We start from the raw sequence: 13,742 nt of genomic DNA on the forward strand, positions 1-13,742 counted from the left end.
ATCTGAATTCTAAAATCAAAAATCAAAAAATCCCTTTAGTTAACTACTACTTTTTTTACCGTTCTTCTTTCTCCGTCAATTACAGTTACCAAGTAAATTCCTGAAGCTGCATTTTGGAGTTGTATATTTTGATTAAAAGTTCCCGTGTTTTCAAAAGTCTTATCGTAAACTCTTTTGCCCAAAATATCATGCACAACAATCTGTACTCCTTTTTGAGATTCACTTTCAAAAGAAATAGTAAAACTTCCTTGATTTGGGTTTGGGTACAGCACAAAAGCAACATTTTCAAAATCAGCTGTTCCGAGTGTAGTGGTTTTATTACAGATATTTATTGAGGCTGAATTGATGGTTCCGAATTGACCTGTTTCAGTATCTCGTGCTCTTAAAGTCCAAGTTCCTTGTGGATTCTGCCCAATAAAAGCACTCAAATAATCTACTGGAACTATAATTTGAGTTGTTGTTTTGCTGCAGTCTAAAGCAACTCCATCATCATCGTACTGAAGTACTAAATTGGTGTTAGAACTACCGCTGCAGTTTTTATTGAATAATTGAACTATAGTGCCGCTTGGGCTTAAAATCTGTATATCAACATCTGACATTCGATCATGTGTAACATTCACTGAGACATTTACATCTGATACTGTTCCTGTTGAAGCCGGTACTGAAACTGTTCGTGTTCCATATGTACTGCTGGATGGTATGGTAAATGAACTTGCAAAACTATAACTATTACAGTTGGTTGTTACAGTATATCCGATTGCAAAAGGTTTACTGTTTACAGCATAATAAATATTATCTGTCGGCTGTATCCAAATGCGGCAGTTTGTTGAAACATCAACACTTGTCGGAACTGTAATTGTTTCTGAACCGTCATTTGGCGTGTTAGCCGCTAAAATAATCGGAAAAGTCAAACCTCCGTCTGTTGAAAGCTTAATATTTACATTAGCAGATCCAGACAAACTCGTTGTATTATTAACGCTCCAAGTTATGGTTTGAGACGAACCTTTATCCCAGCCAATATTTTCTGTATTTTGTGATGTTACTGCAAAAGGTCCTGCACTAGCATTAACAGTTACAATCATAGCGTCTGTTTGAGTTTGCGCTGTACCGTCTGCAGCATTATCTCTTCCTGTCAAAGTAAAATTCATTGTTTTTGCAATAGACGAAACCGATTCCCATCTTGTAGTCAGCGTGTTATTAAGCACCGAACTCAAAGCTGGCATATAACGAACGGGAGATGTTGTTGGTGCAAAAGACCGAAACAACGGTCCATTTGGCTTTGTAGCATAAGCTATACTGTTTGCTCCAGAAGTTGATGTAGCATTATCGTATTGTTCCCAAGTATAGGTTATTGTATTTCCTTCTGGATCTGAACCAGTTCCCGTTAAAATAAAAGGTGTACTGATTGGAATTGTATAATTTAAACCTGCATCTATAACTGGCGGGTTATTTACAGTAGATGTAATAACTGCACAAGACTTGTTGGCCAGATTATTTTGAATTTGAATGATGCTGGCATATGCAAAATAATCATCCGAGTTACTTTGTACATCATAATTTCTAGTAACGCCGGCATATGCCATAATCGTAGAACCACTTCCTGGTTCAACGTTTGTTCCTGATCCTTCCAAATCGTACGAGAAGGTATGCGTTGCGCCCAATTGATGTCCCATTTCGTGTGCAACATAATCAATATCAAAAGTATCTCCTTGAGGTCTTTGGTTTGAGGGTGAAGTAAAAGCAGAACCTTTCCCTAAAGGAACACTCGTAGTCGGGTTAACACAAACACAGCCAATGCAATTAGCATTTCCACCGCCGCCAGCAGCACCAAACAAATGGCCAATATCATAATTAGCATTTCCAATTGTATTGGTTAGAGTTGTCTGAAGTTCTTGCCCCCAAGCCCCATTTGCTCCTGTCGAAGCAACAGAATACGGATCTGTAGAAGCATCTGTATAAATAACAGCATCATTATTTGCAATCAATACCAATTTTAGAGCAAGGTCTTTATTAAAAACGCCATTAACACGTGTCATTGTCGCATTCATTCCTGCCAAAGCAGCTGCTTTTGTTCCTCCAAAGTAAGTGGTATATTCAGCTGTACAAGATAAGGCCAAGCGAAATGTTCGAAACTGTTTTGTATTGGCAGCCGTTTTAGCAGTTTTAGAATTTGAAGTACTTTCTGAAATCAAATTTGCTGTTTTACATTCTAAAAGCATTTTTGATTCTGCATTATCTGTTGACTTGAAAAAAACGTACTGTGATTTATTTTCTGTATTTTGTTCAATATATTCGGTTGGTTTTTCTGGACGAAAGACCATTGTCTGTACTCCGATTGGAGCAACACTAAAATGTATTTTTGCCGCTTTATCATCTATCCCTTTTCCTTCATACGATCTAATTTCAGGATATTTGGCTTGAAGTTCTGGTTCAAAATTAGAAGATTCCCAAACCGAAAAACGTTCTAAAACTCCTTCGGAATTTGGGAACGTAATTTCTACTGCATTTACAGAAGTTGTTTTATCTAAAACCGCGCCCAGTTTTGCAGTCAGTAAATCCGAATTCAAAGTAAAATACAACTTCTCAGAACCCGTTGTCTCTGCTTTTTTGCTTGAAACTGAAACAGCATTAACTTGTTTCCATAAAACTTCTTTCTGTGCATAACCTACTGTACAGCAAAGGCTAAAAAATATGTAAAGTATTTTTTTTCTCATATCTGGGGATTGAATTTCAAAATTAGTTCAATTTAATTTAATTCTTACATTTATACGACAATTAATGCTTTTTTATCGACGAGTCAGTCATTTTTCACAAAGAGATGTAAGATTTGCTTAAAATTCAGTAACGCATTAACATTAAATTTAAAATAGAATAGTATAAATTTGCAGCATCTTTAAATAATTTGTTTTGAAGCTCTTTCATTCTATAAACGATTTTCATTCCGATAAAAAGACCATTTTAACTCTTGGTACCTTTGACGGCGTTCATATTGGCCATAAAAAAATTCTAGAACGCATTACACAGCAGACTGAAAACGGAAAATATGAAAGTTTAGTACTTACGTTTTTTCCGCATCCGAGAATGGTGCTTCAGGAAAAATCAGAAATAAAGTTACTAAATACTATCTCTGAAAAAACAAAACTTCTCGAAAATACTGGAATCGAAAATCTTGTTATTCATCCGTTTAACGAAAATTTCTCAAGATTAACTGCCGAAGAATTTGTTCATTCTATATTGGTAGATCAGTTTCATATTCATAAAATAATTATTGGCCACGATCATCGTTTCGGCAGAAACAGAACAGCTAATATTGATCATCTCATTGCATTTGGCGCCGAATACGGATTTGAAGTAGAACAAATTACAGCACAAGAAATTCAGGACGTTTCCGTTAGTTCGACTAAAATCAGAAATGCTTTGAACGAAGGAAATATGAATCTCGCTAATGAATATCTTGGTTATAATTATTTTTTAACGGGTAACGTTGTTAAAGGAAAGCAGTTAGGAAGAACAATCGGTTTTCCTACAGCGAATATTCAAATTGAAGAGGATTATAAACTTATTCCAAAAAACGGCGTTTATGCTGCAAAAGCTTTGATTAAAAACCGAGAAGTATTTGGAATGATGAATATCGGTTTTAATCCAACTGTAAATGGCGAAAAACAAAGCATCGAAATTCATCTTTTTGATTTTGATGAAGATATTTATGATGAAAAAATAGAAGTTTCATTACTTCATTATCTTCGTGAGGAACAAAAATTTGGTTCTGTAGAATTGTTAAAAAGTCAATTAAATCAGGATAAATTAGATGCATTATCTTTTATTGGCCAACTTTCTTAAACTAACTGTAAACTAGTTTTCTGCATTTTTAAATCATCGTAGTTCTTTTTTTAGTAAATTTGATAGAGATCTGTTTTTCAAACATATACTATTAACTTCTTTAAAAATAACCACTATGAAACTACCTAAAGAAATTACCAACGGTTTCCTGATCTTTCTCGGAATTGGCATTTATTTTTTATTGATGAATGTCTTGGGTTTAGCAGATTTGTTTTATCTAAGAACACTCAATGTGTTTTTTATATTTTACGGGGTTAACAGGACTATGCAGATGAACCTTCATGAAGGTGAAAGCAATTTTGTATTCAACGCAGTCTCCGCTATGACGACTTCTGTAGTCGGTGTATCAATGAGTGTTTTCGGATTATTGGTTTACAGCTACGCACGAGGCGGCGACGCTTACGTAAGAACATTATCAGAAACTTTTATGTTTGGAGGAAATCCTTCGGTGCCCACTTACTGTATTTGTTTATTATTTGAAGGAATTGCTTCTTCGGTTATTGTCACTTTAATGATGATGCTGTACTGGAACAATAAATACGCGGCTGATTAATCTTTCAATAAAACTAAAATTTTAGCGCTCTAAAATCAGAGAAAATAAATATTCTTTGATTTTAGAGCGCTTCTTTTTTGAAAAACATTTCGAAATATTCATTTATATACTTCAGCAGCATCCATTATAATAATTTACTTACTTTTAATCTTCCAAAAAACAACATTTAATGAGTAAGACAAAACACAACTGGACAAAAGACGAAATAATCGGAATTTACAATAAGCCTTTAATGGATCTGCTTTATGAGGCAGCAACTATTCATAGAGAAAAACACGATCCGAATGTCGTACAGGTTTCTACGCTTTTATCAATCAAAACAGGAGGATGCCCAGAAGATTGTGGTTATTGCCCGCAAGCGGCAAGATACAATACTGGAGTCGAAGGAAATGATTTAATGACTGTAAGTCAGGTGAAAGCTCAGGCATTGCGAGCCAAATCCAGCGGATCTTCACGCGTGTGCATGGGCGCCGCTTGGCGAAACGTAAAAGACGGAGCAGAATTTGATCAGGTTTTAGAAATGGTTCGTACCATCAATAAACTGGACATGGAAGTTTGCTGCACACTCGGAATGCTGACTGAAAACCAGGCACAGCGTTTGGCAGAAGCAGGTTTGTACGCTTATAACCACAACTTAGATACTTCTGAAGAGTATTATAAAGATGTGATTTCTACCCGCGGTTTTGAAGATCGTCTTGAAACTATTGAAAATGTTCGCAAAACAAATGTTACGGTTTGCAGCGGGGGAATTATCGGAATGGGCGAAAGTATCGAAGACAGAGCTGGAATGCTTGTAGCACTTTCAACCTTAAATCCACAGCCAGAATCGGTGCCTATAAATGCTTTAGTTGCAGTTGAAGGAACTCCGATGGAAGATGAAAAACCAGTTGAAATCTGGGAAATGATTCGAATGGTTGCTACAACTCGAATTGTAATGCCTGAAACTCAAGTTCGATTATCGGCCGGAAGAACTAACATGAGCCGAGAAGGACAAGCAATGTGCTTTTTTGCAGGAGCAAATTCTATTTTTGCAGGAGACAAACTACTCACTACACCAAATCCAGATGTAAATGAAGATATGAAAATGTTTGAAATGTTAGGATTGATTCCGCAAAAACCGTTTATCAAAATTTCGCAGCCCAAAACAGTTGAAGCAATAGATTCTGAGTTTTCTTCTTTAGGCGAAAAACCAAAATGGTCAAGACCCGCACATACGATAGAAAGAAATATCGAAGCATCGATGAAGTCAAAAATTTAAGCAAATGAGTTCATTCGTTTCACGAAACAGTATTAAATTGCTTGTAGCACAATGCTATAAGCAATTTTTTATTTATAGAAATGAATTTAAAACAAATAGAAAGGGTAAAAAAAATCTCTAAAGCTGATTTTGTTTCCCGATATGTCAAAACTCAAACTCCAGTTGTTATTGAAGAGTTGACCGAAGATTGGCCGGCCTATAACAAATGGAAATTATCTTATATGAAAGAAATAGCAGGTCATGCTATTGTTCCTTTGTACGATGATCGTCCAGTTAATCACGAAGATGGTTTTAATGAAGCTCATACTCAAATGAAAATGAGTGATTATATTGATCTATTAGAAGAAAAGCCAACCAATTATCGCATTTTCCTTTACAATTTAATGAAACAGGTGCCATCGCTTAAAAACGATTTTTTATGGCCTGATATTGGTTTGAAATTAGTAAAGCAATTACCGATGATTTTTTTCGGAGGAGAAAATTCGAAAGTTTTCATGCATTATGATATTGATTATTCGAACATACTGCATTTTCATTTTCATGGAGAAAAACAATGTATGATTTTTGCTCCAGATCAAACCAAGTTTATGTACAAGGTACCGCATGCTTTGATATCTAGAGAAGACATTGACTTTGATAATCCGGATTACGAGAAATTTCCGGCTCTTAAAAATGTTCAAGGTTACATCACCAATTTAAAACATGGTGAAATGATGTATATGCCAGAAGGTTATTGGCATTATATGAAATATTTGACTCCTGGTTTTTCTATGAGTCTGCGTTCTTTTCCTAAAAACATTACGAATTTATCTAAGGCCGCTTATAATGTTTTTATTATGCGTCATTTTGATATTATGATGCGAAAGATAAAAGGCCAGAAATGGATTGATTATAAAAACGAAAAAGCAATGGCAAATACGCATCAATATTTATAAATCTGATCAAAGATTTTATGAATTTAAAAAACCGCTGTAAATTAAATTTACAGCGGTTTTTTCTTTTTAGAATATGACTTTGGTTGTTTTTATACTTCCGTTTTCCAAAATAATTTTAAGTATCAAAACCTGATTGGCTACTTGAAAATTTTCTATCGAAAACTGAGTCTCTCCGATAGCTTTCTTTGTAAACAATAGTTTTCCTGAAACATCATAAACCATAATATCTCTAAGATTTTCGTTTAAGGTTTCAGAGCTGACCGTAATGGTATTGTCTTTTACAGAAACATAAACATTATTTCCTGTTTTCTCAAACTCTTCTTCTCCTAAAGTTTCACTGCCAAAGCGAAGTAAAAAACGATCAGTAAAAGTTCCTATTTCGGTCTTAAATGTGTAACTGCTTTTTTGCAGGTTATGTACTACGCCCATTTTTTTATCTTCTAGATAAATAGGAGTACTATTCAAAAGTCCGTCAGCATGATCGATTTCGATATTGAATTCACCTACAATGGCACTTCTATATCCTAACGGAATAATATCTTCATTATTGAATGGAAGTGCACGTCCTTGAATTACTAATTTTCTATTTTCATTAATACTGTAAAAATCCAGATACTTATTGGCATCCATAGTAACAGCGTCATAATTATTATCCCAAAAATTAGTTGCTCCTTCAACATAACCAATTAAAAGCTGTTTAAATGCTCCTTGCGTATTCAGTAAATTAAGCCAGACTCTGTGTCGCTCTATAACAGCTCCTGGTTTGTAAAATTGACTGTTATTTCCTGCAACTCGCATCGTGTTCGTAAATACTGCTGATCCTGCTGTTTTGGATTTTGCAAAAAAGGACTGACCGGCCGCTATATAGCCTAAAGGTTCTGCTTGGTTTCCGGGTGTTGTGGCTCCGTCTCCTTCCATGTTGCCAGGAACTGTACTTCCAGATAAATTATAAATGGCATAATCACTTTCTGTGTAATTATATTGTGCATCTCCTGGAACCCCAGTGGTAGGAAGAGAATTATGTGTCCAGAAGTAAAGGGTTCCATACAAATTAGTTTGATTATCAACAATAAACTGATCTGCATAAACAGCCGAAGGATAAGGATTTCCGATAAGAGACCATTTCTCTGCTGCCATTAAAGGCACGCTTGCTGGACCGTTGTTAGGAATACCTATAAATTCTGCATCATAAACAGAAGGTGTATTTATATCAAAAGTTTGTGGTGCTCTAACAGAATATCCAATTCCTTTCCCCATAACATCTATTCCATTGTACGATATTACCCAACCACTTAACGCATTGTATTTATAATATTTATCTCCTAATGTTGCCGGCGATAAATTTTTCAAAGTAAAGCCTGGTGTACGTGTAACAGGTGAAGACCAATAAGTAAAATCGTAACGTCGAACTGGGTTTGTTTTTCGCTTATAAACAATGTTCCCTGTATTTACAGCATCGGTTGTCTGGTACAAACTTGCGTTGTTTTCGAATATGAAATTTCCGCCGCTATTGGTCACCGAATTCGTAATTGTTAAAGTATGATTAGAGTTTACAGTAACGGTTACGCCAGGATCTACAACAACAGAGCAACCGTTTAAATTTCCAGTAGTTGAATAATTTCCAGAAAATCGAATTGCATCAGTAATAGTAGGTGCACTACCTTTTGACCAGCTTGTTCCGTTCCAGATATTGGTAATAGGAGCAATAATTTCAAGATTTGGTGTAGGATCAGAATTGCAAATTGCAATATTATAAACAGTAAAAGTATAATTCCCCGGAGCAAGATTATTTATAGTATAACTCGTTCCAGAAGATGTATAAGTCTGATTAACAGTTCCCGTTTGTGTAATAGTCCAATTAGAAGCTGACGGCAGGCCTGTTAAAACAACACTTCCAACTCCAGTAACACAAGTTGGCTGCAAAATCGTTCCAAAACTAGGTGTAGATGGTTTTGGTTCAATATCTATTCTGGTTTCAATGGCACCTTCTTCTGTACAAGAGCCATTTTTAACTACTGCACGATAACTGGTACTAGTAGTTAAAATTCCCGGCTGATAGGTATTTCCAGTGTGGCTGATAGGTTGCCACACGTACGGAATAGCTTCTGCATATTCCCATCTGACAATAGTACCGGTATAGCCGTTCAAAGTCAGCAGCGGACTTGGACTGCCACTACAAATCAGTGTACCTCCATTAACTACTCCTCTCACTGTTCTAATTACATCAGTAGTATTTGATGCGCTTACACTTGATGGACAACCGAGAGAAGTATATCCAACAGTAACTGTTTTATTTCCAAGTGTAAACCATTCCAAAGTTACAGAGTTACTTGTATTAGCGAGACTGCCTGAAACGACATTATAGTCAGCTCCTAAGGTTCCGGACACTGTCCAAATATAATTGGTCTGCCCCGCCTGTGTAGTATAAGTCACAAATGTATTCACACAAACCGAAGATCCTGGTTGCGTGGTAAAAGATGGTGCAGGAGTTGGATTTATAGTGATTGTTGCCGAAGCTCCTGTAAAACCTGTAGTTCTAACACAAGTATTTGCTCCTGTTACCGAAACTAATGTATAAGTAGTCGTACCTGTAACCGGAGTTGTAAAGGTATTGAATGGCGTACCGCTCGTAACATTCGATGCTGTTCGGTTGGCTGTTCCGTCATTATAAACTACTGTATAAGGGCCCGTTCCTGCACTTGCCGTGAAAGTCAGCTGGCCGGCACCCGTTGCACAAAATGGTCCGTTGGCGGTCAAACTTCCCTGAGGAAGAGGATTAACAGTAATGGTTGCAGATGCTCCTGTAAAACCTGTAGTCCTAACACAGGTATTTGCTCCCGTAACTGAAACTAATGTATAAGTGGTTGTACTTGTAACTGGAGTCGTAAATACAGCGAATGACGTACCGCTTATAACATTCGATGCTGTTCGATTGGCAGTTCCGTCATTATAAACTACTGTATAAGGTCCCGTTCCTGCACTTGCCGTGAAAGTCAGCTGACCGGCACCCGTTGCACAAAATGGTCCGTTGGCAGTCAAAGTTCCCTGCGGTAAAGGATTCACAGTAATGGTTGCCGATGCTGCTGTAAAACCTGTAGTTCTAACACAGCTATTTGCTCCCGTAACTGAAACTAATGTATATGTCGTTGTACCCGTAACTGGAGTCGTGAACACAGCAAATGGCGTACCGCTCGTAACATTCGATGCAGTTCGATTGGCTGTTCCGTCATTATAAACTACTGTAAAAGGACCTGTTCCTGCACTTGCCGTGAAAGTCAGCTGGCCGGCACCTGTAACACAAAATGGTCCGTTGGCGGTTAAAGTTCCCTGAGGAAGTGGATTTACAGTAATCGTTGCCGACGCTCCTGTAAAACCTGTAGTTCTAACACAAGTATTTGCTCCTGTCACCGAAACCAGTGTATAAGTTGTCGTACCTGTAACAGGAGTTGTAAAGGTATTGAATGGCGTGCCGCTAACAACACCTGTAGCCGTACGATCTGCGGTTCCGTCATTATAAACTATTGTATAAGGTCCCGTTCCTGCACTTGCTGTGAAAGTCAGCTGTCCGGCACCTGTTGCACAAAATGGTCCGTTGGCGGTTAAAGTTCCCTGTGGCAGCGGATTTACAGTAATTGTTGCCGATGCTCCCGTAAAACCTGTAGTTCTAACACAGGTATTTGCTCCTGTCACCGAAACCAGTGTATATGTGGTCGTAGCTGTAACCGGAGTTGTAAAGGTATTGAATGGCGTGCCGCTCACAACGCCTGTGGCAGTGCGGTCTGCAGTTCCATCATTATAAACTACTGTGTAAGGTCCCGTTCCTGCAGTTGCCGTGAAAGTCAGCTGGCCGGCACCAGTCACACAAAACGGTCCGTTGGCGGTCAAACTTCCCTGCGGCAGTGGATTCACGGTAATTGTTGCTGAAGCTCCTGTAAAACCTGTAGTTCTAACACAGGTATTTGCTCCCGTTACCGAAACTAATGTATAAGTTGTTGTAGTTGTAACTGGAGTTGTGAACACAGCAAATGGCGTACCGCTTGTAACATTCGATGCAGTTCGATTGGCTGTTCCGTCATTATAAACTACTGTAAAAGGACCTGTTCCTGCACTTGCCGTGAAAGTCAGCTGTCCGGCGCCTGTAACACAAAATGGTCCGTTGGCGGTCAGAGTTCCCTGCGGCAGTGGATTTACAGTAATTGTTGCTGAAGCTCCTGTAAAACCTGTAGTCCTAACACAGGTATTTGCTCCCGTTACCGAAACCAGTGTATAGGTTGTCGTACCTGTAACCGGAGTTGTAAAGGTATTGAATGGTGTACCGCTTACAACGCCTGTAGCAGTACGATCTGCGGTTCCATCATTATAAACTACTGTATAAGGTCCCGTTCCGGCACTTGCAGTAAAGGTCAGCTGACCCGCGCCTGTTGCACAAAATGGTCCGTTGGCGGTCAAACTTCCCTGAGGAAGTGGATTTACAGTAATCGTTGCTGATGCTCCTGTAAAACCTGTAGTTCTAACACATGTATTTACTCCTGTCACTGAAACTAATGTATAAGTTGTTGTAGCTGTAACTGGCGTTGTGAACACAGCAAATGGCGTACCGCTTGTAACATTAGATGCTGTTCGATTGGCTGTTCCGTCATTATAAACTACTGTATAAGGACCCGTTCCTGCACTTGCCGTGAAAGTCAGCTGGCCGGCACCTGTTACACAAAACGGTCCGTTGGCGGTCAAACTTCCCTGCGGTAAAGGATTGACCGTAATTGTTGCTGAAGCTCCTGTAAAACCTGTAGTTCTAACACAGGTATTTGATCCCGTTACTGAGACCAGTGTATAAGTAGTCGTAGCTGTAACCGGAGTTGTAAAGGTATTGAATGGAGTACCGCTTACAACACCTGTAGCCGTACGATCTGCGGTTCCGTCATTGTAAACTACTGTATAAGGACCCGTTCCTGCACTTGCCGTGAAAGTTAGCTGACCCGCGCCTGTTGCACAAAATGGTCCGTTGGCGGTCAAACTTCCCTGCGGAAGTGGATTTACGGTAATTGTTGCCGATGCTCCCGTAAAACTTGTAGTCCTAACACAGGTATTTGATCCTGTTACTGAAACTAATGTGTAAGTCGTAGTAGCTGTAACCGGAGTTGTAAAGGTATTGAATGGAGTTCCGCTCACAACACCTGTAGCAGTGCGATTGGCTGTTCCGTCATTATAAACTACTGTGTACGGCCCGGTTCCTGCACTTGCAGTGAAAGTCAGCTGGCCGGCACCTGTTTCACAAAATGGTCCGTTGGCGGTCAAACTCCCCTGCGGCAGTGGATTTACGGTAATTGTCGCTGTAGGCCCTGTAAAACCTGTAGTCCTAACACAGGTATTTGCTCCCGTTACTGAAACCAGTGTATAGGTCGTTGTAGCTGTAACCGGAGTTGCAAAGGTATTAAAAGGTGTACCGCTCACAACACCTGTGACGGTACGGTCTGCGGTTCCATCATTATAAACTACTGTGTAAGGTCCCGTTCCTGCAGTTGCCGTGAAAGTCAGCTGGCCGGCACCTGTAACACAAAACGGTCCGCTGGCTGTTAAACTTCCTTGTGGAAGTGGATTTACTGTTACAATTGCTACCGATGAAATCGCCTCAGCACAAGCTCCGTTAGTTACAATAGCTCTAAAATGCACTGTCTGTGTTAATGGTCCAAAAACAAAACCCGTTCCTGCCGTATTTGCAATATCTACCCAACTTGTAAAAGGAGTTAATGAATACTGCCATTTTTGAACCGTACCTACCTGTCCGGATAATGTTAAATTACCACTATTAGCACCGCTGCAAATTGTACTTGAACCTGCAATGGTACCTCCCACACTTGCAGCCGAAACCACAAAGGCAGGAGATGTATTACCCGAACTTATGGTCGATGTACAAGCTTGTGACTTTATAGAAGTTACTGTTACTGTACTATTAGTCCCCACTACATTAAAACCTGAAGCGGTAAAAGTTCCTGTTCCAGCAGTAGTTACCGTGAGGGTCGCAGGAAGATTTGAACCAGCTGGATTAGCACGGTTATAAGTAATATCATAAGATCCAACTGGCAGATTGACTGCTGGTCCTGTCAATGTCACCACGGTTGTTCCCGATGTCACACAAGCTGGAGCAGCACTTATAGAAGTAAAACCGTAAGTTGGACATGTATAGCCAATAATAACGCGGCCAGCGCCACCAGCGCCTCCTGCCCTAACTTCTCCTTGATTAGTAATTATTCCACCACTTCCGCCTCCGCCTGCTGCTCCACCTGGGTTTCCATTCTGGTTTACTCCCCCAAGTACACTAGTATGACTTGCTCCTCCGTTAGTAAAGCCAGGTGAATTTCCTCCTGCTCCAGATGTAAATGTTACAGCTAATGCAGATGTAAATCCTTGTCCTCCATTTCCTCCAGCAGTTACTGTACCTGCACCTGTCGATCCACCCGCTCCTCCTAAATAGCTGGCGTTTCCTGCTGTATTGGCTAAACCTCCTGCACCACCAGACGCATAAATAAATGACTGAAATCCTGAAATCGTTGAAAAATTTCCTGCAGTACCATCTCCTCCTGACGATCCAGAAACGGCAGTCGCAACTAAGGCAGATATAGTAGCTCCTGGAGTAACCGTAATAGTAGCTGTGGCACGTGCTCCTGCTCCACCTCCAGATCCAGATCGTCCTTGAAGTGCGGGCAAGTTCGTAGCTCCTCCTCCAGATCCACCACCTCCCCAAGCCTGAATATTCATCAAAGTCAGACCATTTGGAACTATGACTGAATTGTTTGTGTCAAATGTGTGAGTGATTGCAGCCTGTCCATACATAAAAGTAGAAATAAAGAACAGGAAGATTGGAAGAAATATTTTATAAGATATAGCTTTCCGGTAATTCAATTGAGAAGCTATTAAAGATCCATTAAAATGTTGAAAAATACGGGGCGTCGAAAGTAATTTTTTTTTCATTTTGTGGTATTTTAATTAAAAATCAGATTATGGCTTACATGAAAATTTTTGAAATTTAGGTGGATAAAAAAACTGAAACTTGGGATTTCAGCTCTGAATTTTTGAATAAAAAAGAAAATATACGCAAGGCTTAGAGTGTGCTTTTAAACGGCTTTATAAGACTTTTGTCGATCAAAGCTTACTACAA

The 13,742-nt window shown here is 39.1% G+C and carries 6 protein-coding genes; 4 read left to right on the plus strand and 2 right to left on the minus strand.

The window, feature by feature from the left end; translation table 11 throughout:
* Nucleotides 1-35 precede the first annotated feature (35 nt).
* A complete protein-coding gene (locus tag ACFSC2_RS01600) occupies nt 36-2,714 on the minus strand; it encodes a zinc-dependent metalloprotease (protein WP_379817504.1) in 2,679 nt (892 codons plus the stop codon).
* Between the two features lie 193 nt (nt 2,715-2,907).
* Between ACFSC2_RS01600 and ACFSC2_RS01605 the strand changes: the two genes are divergently transcribed.
* The 4 genes from ACFSC2_RS01605 to ACFSC2_RS01620 all read left to right on the plus strand — a co-directional run bounded on the left by ACFSC2_RS01605 (nt 2,908) and on the right by ACFSC2_RS01620 (nt 6,586).
* The gene (locus ACFSC2_RS01605; RefSeq protein ID WP_379817505.1) at nt 2,908-3,840 is read left to right on the plus strand and encodes a bifunctional riboflavin kinase/FAD synthetase; all 933 of its coding nucleotides are present in this window, start codon (nt 2,908-2,910) and stop codon (nt 3,838-3,840) included.
* Nucleotides 3,841-3,955: 115 nt separating this feature from the next.
* Entirely contained in the window at nt 3,956-4,393 is a 438-nt protein-coding gene (locus ACFSC2_RS01610) for a hypothetical protein (protein ID WP_379817506.1), read from the plus strand.
* A gap of 169 nt (nt 4,394-4,562) precedes the next feature.
* Entirely contained in the window at nt 4,563-5,651 is a 1,089-nt protein-coding gene (gene bioB / locus ACFSC2_RS01615; protein ID WP_379817507.1) for a biotin synthase BioB, read from the plus strand.
* 80 nt (nt 5,652-5,731) lie between these two features.
* Entirely contained in the window at nt 5,732-6,586 is an 855-nt protein-coding gene (locus ACFSC2_RS01620; RefSeq protein ID WP_379817508.1) for a cupin-like domain-containing protein, read from the plus strand.
* Between the two features lie 66 nt (nt 6,587-6,652).
* On the opposite strand, the gene ACFSC2_RS01625 is transcribed toward ACFSC2_RS01620, so the two are convergent.
* Nucleotides 6,653-13,555: a T9SS sorting signal type C domain-containing protein gene (locus ACFSC2_RS01625; protein ID WP_379817509.1), complete on the minus strand. Its 6,903-nt coding sequence runs from the start codon at nt 13,553-13,555 to the stop codon at nt 6,653-6,655.
* Nucleotides 13,556-13,742 lie beyond the last annotated feature (187 nt).

This window comes from Flavobacterium artemisiae (assembly GCF_042678225.1).
GTDB lineage: Bacteria > Bacteroidota > Bacteroidia > Flavobacteriales > Flavobacteriaceae > Flavobacterium > Flavobacterium artemisiae.

Coding starts and splice junctions, on each gene's coding strand:
- ACFSC2_RS01620 (WP_379817508.1), top strand. CDS start 5,732: ATGAATTTAAAACAAATAGAAAGGGTAAAAAAAATCTCTAAAGCTGAT.
- ACFSC2_RS01625 (WP_379817509.1), bottom strand. CDS start 13,555: ATGAAAAAAAAATTACTTTCGACGCCCCGTATTTTTCAACATTTTAAT.
- bioB (WP_379817507.1), top strand. CDS start 4,563: ATGAGTAAGACAAAACACAACTGGACAAAAGACGAAATAATCGGAATT.
- ACFSC2_RS01600 (WP_379817504.1), bottom strand. CDS start 2,714: ATGAGAAAAAAAATACTTTACATATTTTTTAGCCTTTGCTGTACAGTA.
- ACFSC2_RS01610 (WP_379817506.1), top strand. CDS start 3,956: ATGAAACTACCTAAAGAAATTACCAACGGTTTCCTGATCTTTCTCGGA.